19 protein-coding genes, 1 pseudogene and 1 riboswitch are annotated in these 23,441 nt (G+C 55.4%); of the genes and pseudogenes, 2 read left to right on the forward strand and 18 right to left on the reverse strand.

The annotated features are described in order from the left end of the window. Positions 1-163 precede the first annotated feature (163 nt). From LVJ78_RS03895 to LVJ78_RS03950, 12 genes and pseudogenes are all read right to left on the reverse strand, one after another. The gene (locus tag LVJ78_RS03895; protein ID WP_243650336.1) at positions 164-1,492 is read right to left on the reverse strand and encodes a sensor histidine kinase; all 1,329 of its coding nucleotides are present in this window, start codon (positions 1,490-1,492) and stop codon (positions 164-166) included. Then, a complete protein-coding gene (locus tag LVJ78_RS03900) occupies positions 1,489-2,169 on the reverse strand; it encodes a response regulator transcription factor (protein WP_132953635.1) in 681 nt (226 codons plus the stop codon). The genes LVJ78_RS03895 and LVJ78_RS03900 overlap by 4 nt, the downstream gene beginning before the upstream one ends. Before the next feature lie 190 nt (positions 2,170-2,359). Beyond that, positions 2,360-2,905: a PepSY domain-containing protein gene (locus tag LVJ78_RS03905; RefSeq protein ID WP_132953636.1), complete on the reverse strand. Its 546-nt coding sequence runs from the start codon at positions 2,903-2,905 to the stop codon at positions 2,360-2,362. Positions 2,906-3,194: 289 nt separating this feature from the next. Continuing rightward, the gene (ppk2, locus tag LVJ78_RS03910) at positions 3,195-4,013 is read right to left on the reverse strand and encodes a polyphosphate kinase 2 (RefSeq protein WP_132953637.1); all 819 of its coding nucleotides are present in this window, start codon (positions 4,011-4,013) and stop codon (positions 3,195-3,197) included. Between the two features lie 324 nt (positions 4,014-4,337). Beyond that, positions 4,338-5,249, reverse strand: a complete 912-nt coding sequence (gene fdhE / locus LVJ78_RS03915) for a formate dehydrogenase accessory protein FdhE (RefSeq protein WP_132953638.1) — start codon at positions 5,247-5,249, stop codon at positions 4,338-4,340. 159 nt (positions 5,250-5,408) lie between these two features. Then, positions 5,409-6,206, reverse strand: a complete 798-nt coding sequence (fdhD, locus tag LVJ78_RS03920; protein ID WP_132953639.1) for a formate dehydrogenase accessory sulfurtransferase FdhD — start codon at positions 6,204-6,206, stop codon at positions 5,409-5,411. A 375-nt stretch (positions 6,207-6,581) separates the two neighbouring features. Next, positions 6,582-7,235, reverse strand: coding sequence for a formate dehydrogenase subunit gamma (locus LVJ78_RS03925; RefSeq protein ID WP_243650337.1), 654 nt, complete (start codon positions 7,233-7,235; stop codon positions 6,582-6,584). Then, complete coding sequence (fdxH, locus tag LVJ78_RS03930; RefSeq protein WP_165870909.1) at positions 7,235-8,155, reverse strand: formate dehydrogenase subunit beta; 921 nt, start codon at positions 8,153-8,155, stop codon at positions 7,235-7,237. The genes LVJ78_RS03925 and fdxH overlap by 1 nt, the downstream gene beginning before the upstream one ends. An 11-nt stretch (positions 8,156-8,166) precedes the next feature. Continuing rightward, a pseudogene (gene fdnG, locus LVJ78_RS03935) lies at positions 8,167-11,221 on the reverse strand (formate dehydrogenase-N subunit alpha). Positions 11,222-11,552: 331 nt separating this feature from the next. Beyond that, positions 11,553-12,230 (reverse strand): TetR/AcrR family transcriptional regulator, encoded by a 678-nt coding sequence (locus LVJ78_RS03940; protein WP_165870910.1) that lies wholly within the window; start codon positions 12,228-12,230, stop codon positions 11,553-11,555. Between the two features lie 237 nt (positions 12,231-12,467). Continuing rightward, the gene (murB, locus tag LVJ78_RS03945; RefSeq protein ID WP_132953642.1) at positions 12,468-13,505 is read right to left on the reverse strand and encodes a UDP-N-acetylmuramate dehydrogenase; all 1,038 of its coding nucleotides are present in this window, start codon (positions 13,503-13,505) and stop codon (positions 12,468-12,470) included. After that, entirely contained in the window at positions 13,505-14,884 is a 1,380-nt protein-coding gene (locus tag LVJ78_RS03950; RefSeq protein ID WP_132953643.1) for an MATE family efflux transporter, read from the reverse strand. Before LVJ78_RS03950 ends, murB begins: the two co-directional genes overlap by 1 nt. 394 nt (positions 14,885-15,278) lie before the next feature. Between LVJ78_RS03950 and LVJ78_RS03955 the strand changes: the two genes are divergently transcribed. After that, on the forward strand, positions 15,279-15,545 hold the full coding sequence (locus LVJ78_RS03955; protein ID WP_132953644.1) for a hypothetical protein: 267 nt from the start codon (positions 15,279-15,281) through the stop codon (positions 15,543-15,545). Between the two features lie 749 nt (positions 15,546-16,294). Here the strand turns inward: LVJ78_RS03955 and LVJ78_RS03960 are convergent. The 6 genes from LVJ78_RS03960 to LVJ78_RS03985 all read right to left on the reverse strand — a co-directional run bounded on the left by LVJ78_RS03960 (position 16,295) and on the right by LVJ78_RS03985 (position 22,208). Beyond that, entirely contained in the window at positions 16,295-17,059 is a 765-nt protein-coding gene (locus tag LVJ78_RS03960; RefSeq protein ID WP_132953645.1) for a BUD32 family EKC/KEOPS complex subunit, read from the reverse strand. After that, positions 17,059-18,363 carry an NAD(P)/FAD-dependent oxidoreductase gene (locus LVJ78_RS03965; protein ID WP_132953646.1) on the reverse strand — a complete coding sequence of 435 codons (1,305 nt, stop codon included), beginning with the start codon at positions 18,361-18,363 and terminating at the stop codon, positions 17,059-17,061. Before LVJ78_RS03965 ends, LVJ78_RS03960 begins: the two co-directional genes overlap by 1 nt. 215 nt (positions 18,364-18,578) lie before the next feature. Then, on the reverse strand, positions 18,579-19,472 hold the full coding sequence (locus tag LVJ78_RS03970) for an ABC transporter permease subunit (RefSeq protein WP_132953647.1): 894 nt from the start codon (positions 19,470-19,472) through the stop codon (positions 18,579-18,581). Continuing rightward, positions 19,473-20,450 (reverse strand): ABC transporter permease subunit, encoded by a 978-nt coding sequence (locus LVJ78_RS03975; protein ID WP_132953648.1) that lies wholly within the window; start codon positions 20,448-20,450, stop codon positions 19,473-19,475. Between the two features lie 16 nt (positions 20,451-20,466). Beyond that, the gene (locus LVJ78_RS03980; protein WP_132953649.1) at positions 20,467-21,591 is read right to left on the reverse strand and encodes an ABC transporter ATP-binding protein; all 1,125 of its coding nucleotides are present in this window, start codon (positions 21,589-21,591) and stop codon (positions 20,467-20,469) included. Between the two features lie 302 nt (positions 21,592-21,893). Continuing rightward, the gene (locus LVJ78_RS03985; protein WP_132953650.1) at positions 21,894-22,208 is read right to left on the reverse strand and encodes a hypothetical protein; all 315 of its coding nucleotides are present in this window, start codon (positions 22,206-22,208) and stop codon (positions 21,894-21,896) included. Positions 22,209-22,309: 101 nt separating this feature from the next. Next, positions 22,310-22,410, reverse strand: a riboswitch (SAM-I-IV-variant riboswitch). A gap of 129 nt (positions 22,411-22,539) precedes the next feature. Between LVJ78_RS03985 and cysM the strand changes: the two genes are divergently transcribed. Then, positions 22,540-23,433, forward strand: coding sequence for a cysteine synthase CysM (gene cysM / locus LVJ78_RS03990; protein WP_132953651.1), 894 nt, complete (start codon positions 22,540-22,542; stop codon positions 23,431-23,433). The last annotated feature ends 8 nt before the right edge of the window (positions 23,434-23,441 follow it).

Here is a 23,441-nt window from a genome sequence, read left to right on the forward strand (position 1 = left end):
GTTGTCTCGCCTTGCCGTACTAGTTGTACTGTCTGCGGCTCGCCGCCTTGTTAGCTTACTTTTTTGAATTGGTATAAAAAGGTTTGATGTAAACGTTTTGTATCAAACACGCCACAGGCCGTCTGAAAGCTTTCAGACGGCCTGTGGTTTTATGGGCAGATTCTCAAACGGGTTGTTTTTTTGAATGCGTTTCATTGTCCGGCGGGGCCGGAAAAGTGGCTGTCACTTTCAGGCCGTGTTCGAAAGCATCGGCATCATTCAGGCTGATGTGGCCGTGGTTGCGCTCAACGATGGTTTTGGCGATAGACAGCCCTAAGCCGGTGCCTTCGCTTTCGTTGCCCAAAATGCGGTAAAACGGGTCGAACACGCGCGCGCGCTCGGCGGCGGGAATGCCCGGGCCGTTGTCTTCGATTTCAATCGTGATGCTGCCGGCCTGCTGTGCAGCACGCAAATCGATGCGGCCGCCGGGCGGGGTGTATTGAATGGCGTTGTCGGTCAGCGTGTTGACCAATAATTGGATGTCTGCCTCATGGGCGTGCAAAACAATATCTTGGCTGCCGTCGATGCCTAAGTCGATGTTTTTGGCTTCGGCCAAGGGCAGTAAATCTTGAATGGTGTGTCGGTAAAGGGTGTGCAGCGAAAGGGTTTGCTTATCTTGCCCGCTGGGATTTTGCACTTTGGCCAGCGCCAATAATTGCGCCAACAGCTTGCGGCTGCGCAAAATGCCTTGGCTGAGAATATGCAGGCGCTCGGCGGCTGCGGCCGGCATGTCGGTTTGCGCCAGCCGCTCGGCTTGCAGCGATAGGGCGGTGAGCGGTGAGCGCAGCTCATGAGCGGCATCGGCGATAAAGCGCTGCTGCTGCTGCATGTGTTCGTTGATGCGGCCGAGCAGGCGGTTGATGGCGGTAACAAAGCCATACACTTCACGCGGCAGCCGGGCTTCGGGCAAGGGCGTGAGGTCGCTGCTGGGGCGGTGCTCCAGCGTTTCGGATAATTGCCGCATCGGCCTGAGCATGTGGCGTATGGTGAAGATGCTCAGCAGGGTCAGCACGGGAAGCAGTAGCAATAATGGTGCCACAGCATGCCAGGCGCTGTTGTATGCGGCTTCATCGCGAAATTCGGTTTCCTGTATGAAGGCGAGCCGCTGCCCTTGCGGGTAGGTTTTAACATAAACCCGATAGCGGTCGCCATCGTGGCTGATGGTGTGCAGGCCGTCTGAGAGGCGGGCGGGCAGGGCATAGTGCTGTGGGGCGCTGCTCTCGAGCGGCTGAATGTGGATGCGCACATCGCTGTCGGTGTTGTCGGCGCGCGGCGGCAGGGCGGCAGGGTTGATGAGCGCGGCGGTTTGTTGCAGCATTTGGTCTTGCAGGTCGTTGGCTTCGCGATACATCGAGATAAACGACAAAATGCCGGCCGCAGCCGCTGCCAGCAGCACGGCGGCGCTCAGCCACAGCGACAGGTTTAATTGCATGGAAGCGGCGGGGCGGCTCATGGTGTGCTTTCACCGGCTTTGGGCACCATCCAGCCGACGCCGCGAATGTTTTTGATGCTGTCGGCACCGAGCTTTTTGCGCAAGGAATGAATCAGATAATCAATGGCGCTGCTTTCCACTTCTTCACCCCAGCCATACACTTTGTCTTCCAGCTCGGCGCGCGACAAAATAATGCCCGGACGCAGCATCAGCGCTTGCAGAATGGAAAATTCACGGCCGGATAAAATCAGGGTTTCGTTGTGGGCGTAGCGAAAAACGGTGTAGTTTGCGGGATCGAGCGACAAGATGCCGTTGTCGAGCAGCGGTGAGGCGCAATGGTTGTGGCGGCGCAAAACCGCACGCATGCGCGCCAATAATTCGGCCATGTCGAAAGGCTTGATGATGTAGTCGTCTGCGCCGCCGTCGAGGCCGCTCAGGCGGCTGTGGATATCGTCGCGGGCGGTGACAATCAACACCGGCACAGGCTTGCCGCTGTTGCGGATTTCGGCCAACACGGCCAAGCCGTCTTTTTGCGGCAAGCCCAAATCCAGCAGCACCAAATCGTAAGCCTGTGCGGCCAAGGCATCGAGCGCGGTGCGGCCGTTTTTCACCCAATCTGCCGCATAGCGGGCATCTTTCAGGCCGGCGGCAAGGGCTTCGCCTATCATGTTGTCGTCTTCTACCAGTAATACGCGCATGGGGAAATCCTGTATCAGAGGCCGTCTGAAAGCTTTGCAGGCAAAGGTGCTTTCAATCAATAATCGCAATAATCGGCAAAGGGGCAGGCAAAAAAATGCCGGCAGCAAAGTGCACTTTTGCTGCATCAAGCCCAGTATGCCTGCTCTGCCGCCAAACCGCCAGCCGGATGGGCTGGCGGTGCGGTGTGTATCAATCGGGGTGATCGACTTTTGAGGAAATCACCTGGCCGTTGTCGGCGTTGACTTTGACATCGTGTTTGGTGCCGTTGGCTGCCAATACCTCGACATCGTAAACAACGCTGCCTTTTTCATGCTCTAAATCGGCTTCGATGGCTTTGCCGCCCACTTTGGCTTCGGCCGCAGCGATGGCTTGCTGCAAGGAAATCTTGGCTTGGGGCGGCGCATCTTTTTCGGTTTTGGTTTTGCTGTTTAACACTTGGCCGCTTTGTGCGTCGATTTCCAATTTGTGCTCTTGGTTGCCTTGGCGGGTTTCCACTTTATAGTAAGTCGCTCCGTTTTTGTGTTTCAAATCTATGCCGGTGGCTTTGCCGCCTGCTTTGGCTTCGGCTGCGGCAATGGCTTGCGCCGGTGAGATTTTGGCTTGTGCCACGGCAAGGGCGGCGCGGCCGGCTTCCGAGGATGTATCGCTGCCGGTGGCGGCAAGGGCGGCACCGCCTGTGGCGGCCAATACGAAAGCGGCGATGATGGCGGTAACGGTGTGGTTGCGGGTTTTCATGGTGTGTCTCCAGGTTTGGGTTGCGGTCGGAGCAGCTTGGTGAGGCGCTGCCTGATGCCTTGCATTGTAGGCGGCCAGATTTAGGTATGATTTAGCAGAGATTGAAATTATGTAAAGAATAGGGCGCTGCGTATTGAATTAAATGGTTATACCCGTTCAAAAAAATGACCTTACTGTGTTGTGCCGCCCTGTAAGCTTATTTTGAATGGGTATTAAACACGGGGCCGTCTGAAAGGTTTCAGACGGCCCCGTGTTTAAGCATCAATATGCCTTATTCATTGCTGAAACATCAATCTGCTTTGCCGTAACGGTCTTCCACATAATGATAAACGCGGCGCGGCACGGTGTAGCCGTTTGGCTTTTGCCGCGCCGGGAAATCCACTTTGGGCAGCGCCAGATGCTCGTAGGGAATATAGGAAAGCAAATGGGCGATGATATTGAGGCGTGCTTTTTTCTTGTCGTTGGAATCCACCACAAACCAAGGCGCCCAAGCCGTGTCGGATGCTTGCAGCATGGCATCGCGGGCGCGTGAGTAATCATACCAGCGGTGGTAAGATTCCAAATCCATCGGCGAGAGCTTCCACACTTTGCGCCCGTCGCTGATGCGCCCTTTGAGGCGGCGCTCCTGCTCTTCCATGTCCACTTCCAACCAGTATTTCAACAAGATAATGTCGTTTTCCACCAAGGCTTTTTCCAAAAACGGCACCGTGTCTAAAAATTTTTTCGCCTCTTCTTCGGTGCAAAAACCCATCACCCGCTCCACGCCGGCGCGGTTATACCAGCTGCGGTCGAAAATTACGATTTCGCCGGCGGCGGGCAGCTTTGAGAAATAACGTTGCAGATAAAGCTGGCTTTTTTCACGCTCGGTGGGTGCCGGCAGCGCTTCCACTCGGAATATGCGCGGATTGGTGCGCTCGGTGATGGCTTTGATCACGCCGCCTTTGCCTGCGCCGTCGCGGCCTTCGAAAATAATGCAGACTTTCATGCCTTTTTCCACCACCCAGCGCTGCAAGGCCACCAATTCGGCCTGCAAATGTTTCAGCTCGCGGAAATAGGTTTTCTTGCTGATGCGCTCGGCGGGGGTGTTACGGGTTTGGGTGATGTCCATGATGTTCTCCTTTTTTACTTAGAGTGGAATGCATAAAAAAGTGACACAACAGGTAGGTTGGGTTGAAAACCCAACAAGCCCACAGGCCGTCTGAAACGTTGGGTTTGACAAGCCAACTTACTCCATTATAGTGCGTAGTTTTGTATCACTTTTTCTTACATTCCACTATATCGTTCAACGGGTTTGACTGCCGGCAGGGCGCGGCCTGATGATGACAGCTTAACCAACATTGCGCCGCAAGCCAAGGCCGCTCGACTTATAAAAGCCAAGGCCGTCTGAAAAGAAAAGCTTTCAGACGGCCTTGGTTTGCAGTGCATCGTTTGTTTATTCTGTCAGCAGCAAAAACGGATTATGCCCCGCGCGCGCATAGCCTGCTTCACCCACCAAAATATCCAGCGCCAATGAGGCCAAATCATCGGCCACGGGGTCGGCATATTGCTGCTTATCGAGGCGGTAGAGCTTGCGGTAGCTGCGGCACACTTCGCAGCTTTCGGCTTTGGCAGCCAGCAAAGGCGCGGTTTGGGCGGGGCTGGCATCGGTTTCCAGCTCTTGTATGCCCACGCCGCTGCTGTCGCCGCAAGTGGGGCATTTGGCGCGTAAGACATTCCAGCGGCTGTTGCAATGCGGGCAATGCATATAGCGGAAACCGGCGGTGTCGCCTTTGGCCAGCACCACGCTGCCTACGGCTTCGGTGCCGCAGCAAGGGCAATGTGTGCGCTCTTGCACCGGCGGCACCGCGTCTTCAATCAGCTGCGCCGCCCATGCCGTCCAGATAATTTGCAGCGCTGCCTGCACCCACACCACGGCCGTTTGCTCTTCAGGCGCGCTGTTGCCGGTGAGCACGCGCGAGGCCAGCGCTTCGGCGGCTTCGCGCGGCAAGGCGGCCAGCGTGTTTAATTCAGCCTGCACGTTTGCGGGCGCCTGTGTGCCGATTTCGGCCAATAAGTCGGTCAACACCGGGTAAAAATCGACGGGCACATCGCCCAATGCGGCTTCCGGCAGCACGGTGCGCCCCTGATGCGTGGGCGGGAGGGCAAACGCATGTTTGGCTGCTACGGCCTGCTGCGCCGCCGCGAGCTTGCCCAACAAAGCGAGATAGTCGCGCCATTGGCTGCCCTCGGCTTCGGCCAATTCTTGAAAGCGCACGCTGCGCTGTGCAAACACATCGGCAGCGGGCGCCAGCCAAAACGGGGTGTGAAACAGGCCTTTTTCAATCGGTTTGATGGGAGTGGTCATGATTTCTTTCTGTGAATAAAACGGGGCTTGAGGCCGTCTGAAACCTATTCAAACAAGCAAGCAAAATTGTGGGCACGCTGAGCGGGTTGTCCTTATACGGCCCAATTCAATAGGCAGCCAAGCAATCCAACCGCTTTAAGCTTTACTTTAAATTAAAAACTATGCAGCAATAAACTGCGGATGGCTATACACGCCGAATTGCTGCGGCCGGGCAAAACCCGCCAAGGTGATGCCGGCCGCTTCGGCCATGCGCACGGCCAGTGCAGTGGGCGCAGACACGGCCACCACGCAACCGATGCCGAGCATGGCCGCTTTGGCCACCATTTCATAGCTGGCGCGGCTGGAAATTAACACAAAGCCTTGCTGCCAATCGATTTGCCCGCGCGCACCGAAGCCCAGCAGCTTGTCGAGCGCATTGTGGCGGCCGATGTCTTCAAACGCATGGCGGATAATGCCTTGCTCCACCCAAGCCGCGCCGTGTGCGGCGCCGGTTTGGCTGCGCAAATGCTGGTGCTTGTGCAGATCGGCTAGAGCCGTTTGAATATCGGCTGCCTGAATAACGCTGCCGCGCATCACCTTGGGCAAAGCGGTTTGCACGGCGGCGAGGCTGTCGATGCCGCACAGCCCGCAGCCGCTGCGCCCGCTCATGCTGCGGCGGCGCGCTTTCAAAGCTTGAAAGCGCTCGGAAGCAATTTCCAAATGCACTTCGATGCCGTTGCAGCCTTGTTGCACTTCGATATCGTAAGCTTCGCGTGCTTGCTGCAAAATGCCTTCGCTCAGGCTGAAGCCCAATGCCAGCTCAGGTAAATCGGCGGGTGTGGCCATCAGCACCACATGGGCGATGCCGTTATACACCAGCGCCACCGGCGCTTCTTCGGCCAGCATATCGTCGGCTTCGCGAATGCCGCCGCCATTGATACGGTGCAGATGGTGCGGAGTGAAGATTTCTGTGTTCATGAAACGTTTGTATTCAGACGGCCTGAAACGGCCATGCTTAAAATAAGATAATGCAAAATCAAACAAATAGTTAAATTGTTAAATTACTGCTTATCCGCGTTTTAGATGATAAGCTCAGGTGCATGCGCATGCTTACACTCCGCTAGCCCTACCGGCGGTTTTGCCGGTATTTTATAGGTGAATGCAAGAAAAAGTGATACAAAACGACGCACCACAACGAGGTAGGCTGGGTTGTCAAACCCAACGTTTCAGACGGCCTAATCTATAGAAATCAAGCGATGGGCTGGTCGGGAAAAACACCTGGAAAAAAAGCAACCCAAAGGCCGTCTGAAAGGTTTCAGACGGCCTCATATCATTATTGCCTGCGCTCGCACATCACGATGATTTATTGCCTTTTTCACGTTCGGCTTCGGCATTTTTCGCCATCATTTCGCGATACCAGCGCGGGTGGTGTTTTTTCGCCCAGTTTTGCGTGACCACACCTTCCACCATGGCGCGGATGGTGCCTTTCACCCAAAACGCCGCATACACATGCACGATGATGCCGGCAATCAGAATCAGCGCGGCCCAAGCGTGAAACAGCAAGGCCAGGCGGATTACGGGAATCGGGAACATCTCGGCAAAATAAGGCCGCCAAGCGATAAAGCCGGTGCACAGCAGCACCGCCATGCAGGCGGTCATCAGCCAAAACATGCCTTTTTGGCCGCCATTATACTTGCCTATATCGCCGGTTTCGTGGCCTTTGAGCACGGTTTTCACCGATTTCATCCATTTGATGTCTTCTTTATCGATGAAATTGTATTTCCAATAGCGGAAAAACTGCACCGTAAAGCCGATAAACATCACCACGCCCACAAAGGGATGGATGATGCGCGCCAGCTGCGGCGTGCCAAACACGCCGGTGAGCCAGAAAAAGGCCGGATAGAAAAACGCCAGGCCGGAAATGGCCAGCAACATAAAACACACCGCCACAATCCAGTGGTTGATGCGCTCGCTGCGCTTATAGCGCTGAATCAGTTTTTCTTTCATTATGCGTCCTCCTCACCCTTCAGGTTTTTGCCGTCCAAACCGATTACTTCAGGCTCATCTTCTTCCGGTTCGGCCGTGCTGGGGCCTACGGTGATGTAATGGAAGAAGCCGGTGAGCGTGGCCGCGGCAATGCCGATGGTGGCCAACGGCTTCAAAAAGCCTTTCCACAGCTTCACCGTGGGGCTGATGCTGGGGTTTTCCGGCAAGCCGTGATAGAGCCCTGGCTTGTCGGCATGGTGCAGCACATACATCACATGGGTGCCGCCCACGCCTTCGGGGTCGTAAAGGCCGGCTTTTTCATAACCGCGCTGGTTCAAATCGACAATGCGCTCGGCCGCCACCTGCTTCATGTCTTCCTTGGTGCCGAACTGAATGGCGCCGGTGGGGCAGGTTTTCACACAGGCCGGCTCTTGGCCAACCGCCACGCGGTCGGAGCACAGCGTGCATTTATAGGCGCGATGGTCTTTTTTGTCGATGCGCGGCACGTTGAACGGGCAGCCGGAAATGCAATAGCCGCAGCCGATGCAGTTTTCTTCATGAAAATCCACGATGCCGTTGTGATATTGGATAATTGCGCCGGGCGAGGGGCAGGCTTTCAGGCAGCCCGGGTCGGCGCAGTGCATGCAGCCGTCTTTGCGGATCAGCCATTCGAGCTTGCCGTTTTCTTCCACTTCGCTAAAGCGCATCACCGTCCAGCTTTTGGACGTCATGTCCATCGGGTTGTCGTACACGCCGTGGTTGGTGCCGATTTCGTCGCGGATGTCGTTCCATTCCGAGCAAGCCACCTGGCAGGCTTTGCAGCCGATGCAGGTGGTGACATCGATCAGCTTGGCCACTTCCATCGGCTGGCGCACGCCCGGCGGCGGGGTGATGCCGGCGGTGGCGGAGCGGCGTTTGATGTCTAATGATTGCAATGCCATGTGTGCGCTCCTTATGCTTTCTCGATGTTGACCAAAAAGGTTTTGTATTCCGGCGTTTGGGTGTTGCAGTCGCCCACAAACGGGGTGAGCGTGTTCACAATAAACTGCTTCTCACCGGATACGTTTACCCAACCGCCATGCAGCGGAATGCCGATTTGATGCACGGTTTTGCCGTTAATCTGCAAAGGCATCATGCGCTTGGTGACCACGGCCTTAGCCTTAATCCAGCCGCGCTTGGAGCTCACTTTCACCCAATCGCCTTTTGCTATGCCTTTTTCTTTGGCCAGCTCTTCGCCGATTTCGATAAATTGCTGCGGCTGCGCAATCATCAGCAATTTCACCGATTTAGTCCAAAATTGGAAATGCTCGGTGAGCCGGTAAGTGGTGCCCACATGCGGAAATTCTTCGTGTGTGCCGATGCGCTCTTTCACGCTGTCAAACAGGCGCATGGCGGGCGATTGCACCACTTTCGGGTGCAGCGGGTTGGTGCCGATGGGCGATTCGAGCGGCTCGTAATGCTCGGGGAAGGGGCCGTCTACCAATTTGCGCGCGCAAAACAGGCGGCCTACGCCTTCTTCGTTCATGATAAACGGGTTCATACCCGAATCGGGGGCGGCATCGGCCTTGAAGTCGGGCACATCGGCACCAACCCATTTTTTACCGTCCCAATGAATCAGCACGCGGTTGGGATCCCACGGCTTGCCGCTGGGGTCGCACGAGGCACGGTTGTAGAGAATGCGGCGGTTGGCCGGCCATGCCCATGCCCATTTGGGTGTGTTGCCCAAGCCGCTGTCGGTGTTGTCGCGCCGATCCATCTGGTTGCCCTGCTGCGTCCACGAGCCGGAAAAAAATCCAAGTGGCGCATTCGGTGCTGCCGTCGTCGCGCAGTTGGGCAAAGCCGTCGAGCAGCTCGCCTTTTTTGCGCACAATATTGCCATCGGCGTCTTTAATGTCGGCCAACGCGTAGCCGTTGGATTCTCTCGCCATTTCTTCCGGCGTGGGGCCGTAGGGGTTTTCATAGCGCCAGTGCAGCTTGGTAATCGGCTCTGGTGCAGTGCCGCCCTCTTTTTCATACATCTCTTTCAAGAGCATGTGCAATTCGCCCAAAATTTCCAAATCGGGCAGCGCTTCGCTGGGCGGTTTGGCACCGGGGTGGTGCCATTGCAGCCAGCGCGAAGAATTCACAATCGAGCCGGCCTCTTCGGCAAAACAAGGCGTGGGCAGGCGGAACACTTCGGTTTGGATACTGGCTGTGTCCACATCGTGGGCATCGCCGTGGTTTTGCCAGAAAGTGGCGGTTTCGGTGTCGAGCGGATCCATCACCACCATAAATTTCAGCTTGGAAAAAGCCTCGGTTACGCGGTTGGCATCGGGGAATGAGCCTTGCGCATTAAAGCCTTGCACCAGCAAGCCGTTTACCTTGCCCTGATGCATCAGCTCGGTCATTTGCAGCACGTCATACATCTTGTCCCATTTGGGCAGCCAATCGTAGCCCCAATTGTTTTCTTTGGTGGCGTTTTCGCCATACATCCATTTCAGAAAGCTGACAAAAAAGGCGGGCGTGTTGCTCCAATAATTGAGCTGCCCCGGCTGCAAGGCTTTGGGGGTTTGCTTTTCCAGATAATCGGCAAAAGTGGGGTGGCGGAATTCGTTGGGCAGCACCAAATAAGCCGGCAGCATGGTGGAGAGCAAGCCCAAATCCGACAAGCCCTGAATATTGGAGTGGCCGCGCAAAGCGTTCACGCCGCCGCCGGACATGCCGATATTGCCGAGCAGAAGCTGCACCATTGCCATGGTGCGGATCATTTGCGTGCCGGTGGTGTGCTGGGTCCAGCCCAAGGCATAAAGAATAGTGCCGGTTTTGTTGGGCACGGCGGTTTCGCCCCAGGCTTTGGCGATGGTGAGGAAATCTTCTTTGCTGGTGCCGCACAGCGTGCTCATCATATCCAGCGTGTAACGCGAATAATGCTGCTTGAGCAGCTGCCAAACGCTGCGCGGGTGTTGCAAGGTGGGGTCGGTTTTGGCGTAGCCGTTAGTATCCAGCTCGTAAAACCAGCTGTCGCTGTTGTATTGTTTTTTGCCGTCGTCGTAGCCGCTGAACATGCCCTCGTCAAAATCAAAACCTTCGGCCACGATAAAGCTGGCGTTGGTGTAGGCTTTGACATATTCCCACTGGATTTTGTCGTTTTCAATCAGCCAATTGATCAGCGCGCCCAAAAAGGCGATGTCGCTGCCCGAACGCAAAGGGGCATAAAAATCGGCCACGGCGGCGGTGCGGTTGAAACGCGGGTCGACCACATATAATTTGGTGCCTTTTTTCTTTTTCGCTTCAATCACCCATTTAAAGCCCACCGGGTGCGCTTCGGCAGCGTTGCCGCCCATCACCATAATCATGTCGGCATGTTGGATGTCGACAAAGGTGTTGGTCATCGCGCCGCGGCCGAAGGTGGAGGCCAGTGCCGACACGGTGGGGCCGTGGCACACGCGCGCCTGCGCATCGGTGGCCACGATGCCGAGCGAGCGCATCCATTTTTGGGTGAGAATACCGGTTTCATTCGATGAGGCGGAAGCAGTGAGCATGCCCAAGGTGGGCAGGCGGTGCACCGGCACGCCGTTTTCATTTTGCACAATCAGGTTGGCATCGCGGTCGGTTTTGATGTGGCGGGCGATGCGGCTGAGTGCTTCGTGCCAGGAAATGCGCTTCCATTCATTGCTGCCCGGCTCGCGCACTTCGGGAAAATGCAGGCGGTTTTTACTGTGGATAAAATCCAGCAGCGAAGCGCCTTTTGGGCACAAAGAGCCGCGGCTCACCGGATGATCGGGGTCGCCCTCGATGTGGAAGATGGATTTTTTGGCATTTTTGGAGCCGTCGCCCAAACTATAAAGAATGGTGCCGCAGCCCACCGAGCAATAGGTGCAGTTGTTGCGGGTTTCCGAGGCGCGCAATAATTTGTATTGGCGCACTTCGGCCCAGGCGTTGGTGGGCATCATGCCCATTACCGCCAAGCCGGATGCGCCGGCACCCGCAGCGGTGACTTTGAAAAACTGCCGTCTGTTTAGATTCATGGTAATGTTCCTGCTTGCCTGCCGCCGCTTTTCAGACGGCCTTTGGGGGGGGTGCCGGTGTGTGCATGCGGGCTAGGCCCGTCGAAATCATTTATATATTGCTTCACGACACCTTTTTGTAATAAATTGTAATTCATTACACGCAAATAGTCTAAAAATTTTATTGAATTCAGATATTTACTGATTTTCATTATCAAATATATGAACGGTATAATTTATTATTCTGCTTATTTTCAATTGCTTATTCAATCATTTTGCTTTCAGACGGCCACAAAAAAGCCACAGAAAAAAGCAGGAATAGGCTTTTTCTGTGGCGTGTATAGGAGCCTGCTCAACTCATTTCGTTTTGCGTCATGCAATCGGAAGTCAGGCTCAATGCGGCGAGCGTTTGGTCGAATTCGCCCACTTGGTTTTCTATCAGATAAGGGCGCAGCAGGCTGAGGGTGCGCTGCACGCCGCGCACTTTGGAATCTTCCGTCAGCTTCGCCCGGCCGCGCAGCGAGCCGTCGAAATCGAACCAATATTTGGTGATCATCCAGATATTGAGCGCCAAATCGTTCATGGCGGTGGCATCGGCGCGGATAATGCCCTCTTTATTGAGCTGCGTGAGCAATTCCACCAGCAGCGGCGACACTTTGGCATGGGTAAAATTATTGTGTTCGCCCAGAAGCTCGGCGCTGCGGGCCAGCAAAGCGTTGACATCGCTGAATAAAAAGCGGTAGCGCCACATCACATCATAAATGCCGGCCATATAGCGGATGGCATCGCACACATTTTTGGGCAGCACCACCCGGCGCAGATAGTGCAGCAAATCTTCACTGTAGCGTTTGAAAAGCTGCACGATGATTTCATCTTTATTGCGAAAATGATAATAAAGATTGCCCGGGCTGATGCCCAAATGCGCGGCGATGTGGTTGGTGCTGATATTGCGCTCGCCCTCTTCGTTAAACAGCATCAGGCTGGCTTCGACAATACGGCTATAGGTGTTGGGCCGTGTATCTTTGGTCATGTATATTTCTCCTCAAGCAATGGCGGCTTTGTTTAAAAAGTGGGCGCACCATGCCGCCGCATTCGGCTTTCAAGCGATTTCTTTGCAAACGGTGTATTCAAAGCCTTCGAACAAACCTTACAGCATAATTTGCAGGCTTTTTGTTTTTTAAACCGGGCATCGGCATTTTATGGGCATCGTTTATTTTGGGCAGAAAATGCCTACATGGTTAACTGTCAACCGAAGCCGGATTCGCTATCATATACCAAAAGAGGGCGGCAACCAATCGGGCTCGGCAAACAAAATCACGCCAAAGCGCGCCTCTACACGCTCACGCACATGATCGGCCAGCGCGCGCACATCTGCCGCGGCGGCCTGCGCTTTGTTTACCAACACCAGCGCCTGGCGCTCATGCACCGCTGCGCCGCCGATTTGAAAACCTTTCAGACGGCATTGGTCGATCAGCCAGCCCGCCGCCAGCTTCACCGTGCCGTCGGCCTGCGGATAATGCGGCATGTCCGGATATTGTGCCTGCAACGCCGCTGCTTGCGCCGCGCTCACAATCGGATTTTTGAAAAAGCTGCCCACATTGCCGAGCAAAGCCGGGTCGGGCAGCTTTTCCGAGCGGATGGCACACACGGCGGCCGACACATCTTTGGCCGTGGCTGCTCTGCCCGCGCAGCGCTCAGCCAGCACCGCCGCCAAATCGCCATAGCGCGCATTGGCGCTGAAATGCGTTTTCAGCGCAAAAGTCACCGCGCAAATCACATAGCGCCCTTTGCCTGAGTGTTTAAACAAGCTGTCGCGATAAGCAAAGCGGCAATCGGCATTGCCCAACACCACAAAATCGAGCGTGTCCAAATCAAAGCAGCGCACCGAATGGATAAGGTCTTTCACTTCCACGCCGTAGGCGCCGATATTCTGCACCGGTGCCGCGCCCACCGTGCCCGGAATCAGGCTCAGATTTTCCAACCCGCACAAGCCCATATCCAGCGTGTGCAACACAAAATCATGCCAAACTTCACCGGCTTGCGCTTCGATATACACAAGGCCGTCTGAACGGTGCGTTTCGCGCACGCCTTTGTTTTCCATGTGCACCACAAGCGCGGGATAATCCTGCATCAACAATACATTGCTGCCGCCGCCCAGCCACAGCACCGTGCGGCGGTCGAATTCGGGCCGCTGCACCAGCGCCGGCAAATCAGCCGCATCGGCCAGCGCCGCGAAATAGCGGGCGCGGGCGCGCAAGCCGAATGTGTTGAGCGCGGTTAAATCCACATATTCTTCAAGCTGCATCACAACATCCTTTTTCGCGAAGCCATTGCGCGGCTGCTGATTTCCAAATACCACACCAGCCACACCGCCGCCACCGTGAGCGAGAGCACCAACGCCATCCAAAAGCCGTAAATGCCCATATCGCGCCCATAAGCGAGCCAATAGCCCGGCAGCAGGCCGAAGCCCCAAAACGCCACCGCATGAATCAGCATCGGCACGCGGGTGATTTTATAGCCGCGCAGCGCATAAGAAGCCACACATTGAGTGGCATCGGCCAATTGAAACACCGCCGCAAACAAAAGCACCGTGGCCGCAATCGCCAACACGCCCGCGTCATCCGTATACATGCCTGCCAGCGGGTGGCGGAACAACACCAACAGCAAGGCCGTGAGCACCGCCAGCACCAGTCCCAACACCAGCGACACCCCGGCCACATAACGCGCGCGCACATATTCGCCGCGGCCGAGCGAATAGCCCACCCGCACCGTGCCTGCCGCGCCCACGCTTTGCGGAATCATATAAATCACACCGGTGAGGCTGATCACCACTTGCTGCGCCGCCACATAATCCTCGCCCAAGCGCGCCACCAAAAACACGATGCACGAAAACAGGCTCACTTCTAAGAAAAACGACAAACCAATCGGCATGCCCAGCTTCCAAATTTGCTTGAATGCGCGGCCGTCGGGCTTGCTGAATTTATCCATCAGCTTGAATTTGCGGAAATACTGCTGCTTGGCCACATAAAGCCACAGCACCAGCGCATTAAACCAAAACACAACCGCCGTGGCCACGCCGCAGCCCGCGCCACCCAGCGCCGGCATGCCGAATTTGCCGTAAACAAAGGCATAATTGAGCGGAATATTCAGCAAAAATGCCAAAAAGCTCACAATCATAATCACCCGCGGCCGGTTCAGGCTCGAAGCATAAGCATGCAGCGCGCGATGCACCATCGCCGCCGGCATGGCCAGGCCGGTGAAAAACATATACAAGGCCATCATATTTTCAACCTTGTCGCTCAAGCTCAGCCAAGCCTGAAACGGCCACACCAAAAGCCACATCAGCAGCATACCGATAATGCCCAGCATCACGCCGAACCAAATCCCTTGCCGACCCGTTTCGCCCACTTCATCGGCCTTGCCCGCGCCGAAAAGTTGGGCAATCATCGGATTGAGCGCCGTCATCACCCCCATAAAGGTAATGTAAATCGTGGCAAACACGCTGCTGCCCAGCGCCACTGCCGCCAAATCATCTTTGCCCGCGCCGCCGGCCATCACCGTGTCGACAAAGCCGATGCCCACCTGCGCCACCTGCGCCACCAGCATCGGCAGCGCCAGCACAGCGAGCTTATTGATTTCTTTCTTGAACACCGGCCAAGAATAAGCATTTAAATCCAGCAACATAAGCATTCCATTTTTCAGACGGCCGCTCAATCTGCAGAGGCCGTCTGAAACATTATCCGATAAAAAATCCAACCGCGCAGTATATCAAAATTCCATTCAAACCAAAATCTTCACGTTGCCGTTATCGCCTTTTTCCAATAAACGTAAAGAAAAAAGTCGGCCATTCACTTTTCTTAACCGCTAAAGCCGTCGCATACCCGGCGCGTGGTGTAAAAAATCCTGCAAACCGTTAACTTTCTTTAAATGATAAATTTACATGCACATATTCCATTACATTTCCCATGAGGAAACCAAGCTTCAACAAAATGTAGCTATATTTCACCCGGTCGGCCGCCTACAATGCACTCATCGATTCAACAACACATCAACCACTTTTTTGAAAAGGACAAACATCATGAAAAAATTCGCACTCGCCACCGTAATGAGCCTGATCGCTGCTTCTGCCATGGCCAGCGGCGCACCCACCGACAGCTATCCTTACGGCTACCAGCCGCACGGCGATTTGTCTGCCGTGACCAAAGAGCAACCCCGCGCCGTGCCGCACCGCCCTGCTAAAAGCGACGACAGCGTGAAATTTGCCTACATCGGCGACACCGACGGTGCTGCCTACAATCTTTATCCCACCGATAACTTCCGCGCCCGCTACGCCGATATCCGTTAAGCCGATATGAAATAAAACCACAGGCCGTCTGAAAGTTTTTTCAGACGGCCTTGCTGTGCAACATGGTTTCTCCGCTCGGCGTACGTAGCTACGGTAAAAATAATATCAGGCCGTCTGAAAGTTTTCAGACGGCCTGTATTTTGAATCAATATCTGTTTATAAAAAATGCCGCTGTTTTTGCAAATGTCCATCCATTAAATGACCTCAAGTTTTTATTGATTGCGCTTTGGCTGCACCGCGCCACTGATACAGCAGACGTAGGTTGGCTGCTACCCTTTCTAAAAAATAAGCTTATACCCATTCAAAAAAATAACCTAACTTCGTTGTCTCGCCTTGCCGTACTATAGTGGAATGCACGAAAAAGTGGCACAACGGGTAGCTTGGGTTGAAAACCCAACAAGCCCACAGGCCGTCTGAAACGTTGGGTTTGGCAACCCAACCTACGCCGTGATAGCGCGTAGCCTGTAGGTCGGATTCTCGAATCCGACACTTGTTTGCAGAGCAAGGCATGCACATTGCTTTGGCCGTTGGCCAAACGTCGGATTCAAGAATCCGACCTACGCGGATGGTGCTGTCAAACTGCTTTTATTTGGTAAGGTTATTTTTTTAGAATGGGTATAAGCTTACTTTTTTTGAATGGGTATAAAACAAAACAATGCCGTCTGAAACAGATGATTCAGACGGCATGAATATTTCAAACACACGCCAACGCCGTTTCTCGCTAACCGTGCTTGTGCGGCATAGCGCCGCTATTTTTCCTGCTCGAATAAGGCGGCGAGTGCGGCCAGGCGCAAGGTGTCGTTGCCCCAAAAGCCGGCTTGCAGATGGCGCATCCAGCCAATCGGGCGGATGGCGCTTTCTATGGGCGTGCGCAGGGCGGCGGGCAGGCCGGCGGCATGTTGCCGCCAGATGGCGGCAGCTTGATCGAGCAGGCCGTGTTTTTGCAGCCACACGGCGGAAGATTGCAGATAGCAAAGATAATCGCGGCTTTGGCAGCGCTCAAGCGGCATGTATCGGCCGGGATCGTCTTCAAAGTCGATAAAGCCGATTTGGCTGTCGTTGCACACGATGATGTTGCGGGCAAAGGCTTGGCTCAGGTATTGGCCGCTGCGGTGCACCCGCTCGATGGCGGCGAGGCCTTGCTGCCAGTAGTCGAGGCGCTCGGGGCTGTTTTCGATGTGGTGCAGCAAGGTGTGTTCGCCGATATGGGTAAACATCAGGCCGCCGGCCGATTCGGCCAAAAGGCGCGGGGCGCGGATATCGTGCGCGGCCAGCGCCCGCAGGCGCGCGGCTTCGGTGGCGATGGCTTCGCTGCCGCCGGCATTGGGCACGGGCTGCAAGGCACCCAGGCGCAGGTGGCGGGCAACAAAACCGAGCAGGCTGTAGCGCCATTGCGGTATGGTTTTGCCGGTTTGGCGCACCCACACGATTTGGCCGTTGGGCAGGTTGTGGCGTGCGATGGTGTGGGTTTGGCCGGGCAAAATGCGGGCGAGTTCGGCGGAATAATCGGTCATCAGCGGGCGTCTTTGAGGCGGTAGTAGGTGGAGCCTATCATCGAGGCGGGAATGCGCAAGTAGCGTCCGCCGATGATGTTGCGGTGGTGCAGGTGTTCGAAATGGGCCAGGCGGTTGCCGTCACCCATAATGGCTTCGGCGGCGGCCAGCCCGGCTATGCCGGTGAGCGCCATGCCGTGGCCGGAATAGCCTTGCATAAAGTAAAGCTGTTTGTTGAGGCGGCCGAAATGCGGCGCGAGGTTGAGGGTGATGTCGCAATCGCCGCCCCAAGCATATTCGATGCGGGCGCTTTCGAGCTGCGGAAACACTTTGAGCATGTCGCGGCGCACGGCTTTGGCCATGCGGCGGGCGTCGTGTATCCATTCGCTGTCTTTGCCGCCGAAAAGCAGGCGGCCATCGGCGCTGAGGCGGTAGTAATCGAGAATGTGGCGGTTGTCGCACACGGCCATATTGTTGCGGATTAGATCGCGCGCCGCTTCGCCCAAGGGCTCGGTGGCGATGATAAATGTGCTCACCGGCATGGCTTTGCGGGTGAGCGGGCGCACGGCACGGCTGTTGTTGAGACCGGCAAAGGTGTTGATGGCAAACACCACTTGCCGGCATTCGATGCTCGCTTCGGGTGTGTGCACAATGTAACCTTCGCTGCCTTTGGGGCTGAGGCGCACAAACGGGGTTTGCTCGTAGATGTGCGCGCCGGCAGCCGCAGCGGCGCGGGCGATGCCCAGCGTGTAGTTGAGCGGATGCAGGTGGCCGGATAATGGATCGTAAAGTGCACCGCGGTAGCGCTCGCTGGCAAGGTGTTGTTGCAGGCGGTTGGCGTCCCACAGTTCGAAATGATGGGCACCGTAGCGCTGTTGGGCGTGTTGCTGCCATTGCATCAAGGCATCGAAATGCTTGGGGCGGATGGCCACGGTGGCATAGCCGCGTGTCCAGTCGCATTGGATATTGTGTTGACGCACGCGTGCGTCTACCAATTCCACCGCATCGAGCGATTGCTGCCAAAACCATTGCGCCTGCACTTCACCCAGCTGCTGCTCGATTTCGGGAATGCCGCAGGCATAGTCGCTGATAATCTGGCCGCCGCTGCGGCCGGAAGCGCCATAGCCGATGCGGGCCGCTTCAATCAGGGCAACATCGTGGCCGGCTTCGGCCAGCGGCAGGGCGGTGCATAAGCCTGATAAGCCGCCGCCGATAATGCAGGTGTCGGTTTTCAGACGGCCTTTGAGCTTGGGATAGGCATCGCCGGAATTGATGCTGCTGTGGTAATAAGAAGCGATTCGGTTTTGAAAAGAGGGATTTTGCATAAAAAGGCAAATGATTTTCAGACGGCCTTATTATACGCTTGTTGCATGGGCGCTTGCCCAAAATCTTATTAGCGCTTAGATGCAGGCTGATTTTGCTTCAAATCAAACGCTAGCTTGTGCAAAGGCCGTCTGAAAAGTTTTCAGACGGCCTTTGCGTGCTGTGCAATGATGGTTTATTTGAATGGCTGTAAACAGTCTTTTTTATGGATAAACCATCAGGATTGACCGGCATTTTCCAGCGCCAGCTTTTCCTGGCGGTAGGCTTCGGCGGCTTCGCGCTCACGGCGGGTGGCTTGGCGCATCATGTAGTAATTGATGATGATCACCAAGGTGCCCACAATGGCAATCAAAATTGTGGCCAACACATTCATCTGCGGATCCAGGCCGAGCTTGATTTTCGAGAAAATCACCTGCGGCAGCGTGGATGAGCCGGGGCCGGAGAGGAATGAGGTGATCACCAAGTCATCGAGCGAGAGGGTGATGCCGAGCAAAAAGCCCGAAGCAATCGCCGGCGCAATCAGGGGCAGCGTGATCACGAAAAAGATTTTCAGCGGCCGAGCGCCCAAATCCATCGCTGCTTCTTCCAGCGATTGATCCAGCTCGCTCAGGCGCGAGCGTATCACCACGGTGATGTAGGCCATGCATAAAGTGGTATGGCCGAGAAAAATGGTGAAAAAGCCGCGGTCGAAATAAAGCCAGCTCAAAAGCTCGCTGCTTTGCAAAAACATCTGCACCTGGATAATCAGCAATAGCATGGAAAGGCCGGTGATCACATCGGGCATCACCATGGGCGCAGACACCATGCCAGCAAAAAGCGTGCTGCCGCGAAAGCGCTTGATGCGCGCCAGCGCGTAGCCTGCCAGCGTGCCCAGCACCACGGCGGCAAACGACGATACCAGTGCGATGCGCAGCGAGAGCCACGCCGCTTCGAGTATGGTGCTGTTTTGCAGCAATTGGCCATACCATTTGGTGGAAAAGCCGCCCCACACCGTCACCAGCTTCGATTCGTTAAACGAATAAATCACCAGCACAAATAAGGGGATATACAAAAAGGCCAGACCGATAAACAGCATCAGCTTGAGAAACCAGGAAAGCTTGTGTTGCGACATTTAGCGGCTCCCTTCGGTGATTTCGCGGTTTTCATAGCGGTGGAACAAGGCAATCGGAATCACCAAAAGCGCCACCATAATCACAGCCACGGCAGAAGCGAGCGGCCAGTTGTTTTGGTCGAAGAATGCCTGCCACAACACTTTGCCGATCATCAGGTTTTCCGGGCCGCCCACCAATTCGGGAATCACAAATTCGCCCACCGCCGGCACAAACACGAGCATCGAGCCTGCGATAATGCCGGTTTTCGATAAGGGCAGGGTGATGGTGAGAAAAGCTTTGATCGGGCCTGCGCCCAAATCGGAAGCTGCTTCGAGCAGGCGGCCATCGAGCTTCACCAATTGGGTGTAGAGCGGCAGAATCATAAAGGGCAGATAGGCATACACCATCACTAAATTCAGCGAAAAAGCGTTGTAAAACAAATCCAGCGGTTGGTTGATGATGCCGTACTTCATCAGAAAATTATTGATGATGCCGTTGTGGCCGAGCAAGCCCATCCAGGCATACACGCGCAGCAGGAATGAGGTCCAAAAAGGCAGCATAATCGCCAGCAGCAAGCCGTTGCGGATGGAAGGGTGGGCGCGCGAAATGGCATAGGCAATCGGATAGCCCAACAGCAGGCAGATCACCGTGGTGGTGAGCGCGGTTTTAATTGAGAGCCAATAGGTGAGCAAATAAATATTGTTGCCGCGCCCCTCGGCAAACGGATTCAGCATTTGGCCGAGTGTGGACCAGAAATTCTGGAAAATATCGGCATAATTCTGATAGCTCAGGGCGATGTTCAGCCGCCCCATATCGGTATCGGCGGTAAACAGCGGCGAGTAGGGCGGAATAGCCAGCTCTTGCTCGGCAAAGCTGATTTTGAACACAATCACAAAAGGAATCAGAAACAAAACCAGCAGCCAGGCATAAGGTATGCCCACCACCAGCCCTTTGCGCGGCTTGGCGGAAAACGTGCGTTTGAGTTGGGTTAAGGTCATGGCGGCTTCCTAAGGCTTAGCGCAGCAGCGGGGTGGGCTGGTTTTCCGGCCAATTGATATACACGGTTTCTTCCCAAGTGGGCGGCGTGATGTTGCGCACATACCAATAAGGGGCAGGCACTTGGCTTTTCACAATGCGGCCGTTGGCAAGCTTCACGTGATAAATCGCGAAGCTGCCCAAATAGGCGATTTCTTCCACCGTGCCTTGCGCCCAGTTGTAATCGCCCATGCTTTCGGGTTTTTCTTTGTATAAATCGATATCTTCCGGGCGGATGCTGAGCCATAAATTTTGCTCGGTGGGGCCGCCCAAACCGTGATCGATGCGCACCGGCACATCCAATTCGGGGCATTGGATGATGGCATAATCGGCGTGGTCGTCCACCACCGTGCCTTCGAAAATATTGGTTTCGCCGATAAATTCGGCGGTAAAGCGGCTGTTGGGGAAGTCGTACACATCGCTGGGCGTGCCCACTTGCTGCAACTGGCCTTCCGACATAATCGCCACACGGGTGGCCATGGTCATGGCTTCTTCCTGATCGTGCGTGACCATAATGCAGGTAACGCCCACTTGCTCGAGCGTGTTGACCAATTCGAGTTGGGTTTGCTGGCGCAATTTTTTATCGAGCGCGCCCAAAGGCTCGTCGAGCAACAAAATTTTCGGGCGCTTGGCCAAGCTGCGCGCCAGCGCCACGCGCTGTTGTTGGCCGCCGGAGAGCTGGTGCGGCTTGCGTTTGGCAAATTTGCTCATCTGCACCAAGCGCAGCATTTCTTCCACGCGCGCATTGATTTCGCCTTTGGCCATTTTGTCTTGTTTGAGGCCGAAGGCAATGTTTTGCTCCACCGTCATGTGCGGAAACAATGCATAGCTTTGAAACATCATATTGATGGGGCGCTCATAAGGCGCTAAGCCGGTGATGTCTTGGCCGTCGAGAATGATTTTGCCCTGATTGGGCGTTTCCATGCCGGCGAGCATGCGCAGCAGCGTGGATTTGCCGCTGCCCGAGCTGCCCAAAAGGGCGAAGATTTCGTGCTGCTCGATATCGAGGTCGATATGGTCGACAGCATAATTGTCACCAAATTTTTTCACCAGCCCCTGAATTTGCAGATAAGGCTTGGCTGAAGGTGCAGCGTTGGCGGTCATGGTCAATGCTCCAATGAATAAAAGCGGGTGGGATGAGGCCGTCTGAAAAAAGCGCGCATTCGGCACAAATCGGTATTTTTACTGCAAACCCGTGATTATATTCGGCCGCGGCTTTGAGGGGCAATACAAAACTTTTTTTCGGCGCGGATTACGGCGGATTACAAGCTGATGTGTGTAATCGGGGCAACAATAATGTCTGAAGGCAGGTGTGATGGCTAAAGAGAGGCCGTCTGAAGCTTTGCATAAAGCGTTTCAGACGGCCTTGCCGGTGGTGGGAGATGATACGATGCCGTTTGAAACCTTCAGGCGGCATGGCGCTGCTGCGCACCGGGCTTGCATGCGAATGCTTGCAGCGCGGCGATGCAGGCGGCAATATCGGCGGCACCGTTTAAAAACAAAATCGTGCGCAATGCCGATAAATCCACATCCGGCACCAGCGGCGAAGCGGTGCGGTTGGGGTAGCTCAAAGGGGCATACCAACGCTGCTCGCTGCGGTGAAACATGCCCAAAGTGTGCGCCTTACCGGCCGCATCGTGCAGCACAAACACCATGCTGCCGCTTTGGGCTTCAACTTGGGTAAAACATTCGATATTCTCAATGGTGCAAGCGGTGCTCATATTCTTCCTGCGGTTGTGTGCGTTGTCGGGCATGGGAAGCCTGCCCGATAGTAAAAAACACCCTTATCTTTCACATTGCATCAAGAGCAGTTGGAAGAAGGGTGTTTTGCCGTGTTTGCTCCTGCGGAGCCACATCTGCGCGTGCATTCCACCTTGCCGGCATGGGCAGGTTGGCATGGTTTCCCAACTCGTGATGTCTGGCGCTTATCTTATGCCTGCATAATGGCCTTGTCAACAGCTTGTAATAAGCTTTTCAGACGGCCTCGGGCTATATTCGCGCCGGCGGTTTTGTGATAACTTGCGCCTGTTTGACATTCACACGGCACACCACATGACCCAATCCATTCAAACCTTGGCCGATTGCGTCGGCCACACCCCGCTTATCCGCTTGCAGCGCGTGGCCGCGCACACGCAGGCGCAAGTGTGGGCCAAGCTTGAGGGCGACAATCCGGCCGGCTCGGTGAAAGACCGCCCCGCTTTTAATATGATTATGCAGGCCGAAAAGCGCGGCCGAATCCGCCCGGGCGACACCTTGATTGAAGCCACCAGCGGCAACACCGGCATTGCGCTGGCCATGGTGGCGGCCATGCGCGGCTATCGGCTGATTTTGCTGATGCCGAAAAATGCCACGCAGGAGCGCAAAGACGCGATGGCCGCTTATGGCGCCGAGCTGATTGAAACCGACAGCATGGAAGCCGCGCGCGATCAGGCGCTGGCGATGCAGGCGGCGGGTGAGGGCTTGGTGCTCGATCAGTTCAACAATCCCGACAACAAGCAGGCGCACTATCTCACCACCGGCCCCGAAATCTGGGCACAAACCGAAAGCAAGATCACCCATTTCGTGAGCGCCATGGGCACCACCGGCACCATCACCGGTGTGGCCAAATATTTGAAGGCGCAAAACCCGCATGTGAAAATCATCGGTTTGCAGCCCGATGCCGAATCGGCGATTGCCGGCATACGCCGCTGGCCGGCCGAATATATGCCGGGCATTTTTGAGGCGGACTTGGTGGATGAAGTGCGGGATGTGAACCAAAAAGATGCCGAGCGCTTTATGCGCAAAATGGCGCGCGAAGAGGGCGTGTTTGCCGGCGTGTCGTCGGGTGCGGCGGCGATGGTGGCGGCGGATGTGGCCGCGCAAAATCCGGGCGCGGTGGTGGTGTGCATTATTTGCGACCGGGGAGACCGCTATTTGTCGACCGGCTTGTTCGGGCAGCCCGATTAAGCCATTGT

The organism is Uruburuella suis, assembly GCF_022870845.1.
Classification (GTDB): Bacteria; Pseudomonadota; Gammaproteobacteria; order Burkholderiales; family Neisseriaceae; genus Neisseria; species Neisseria suis.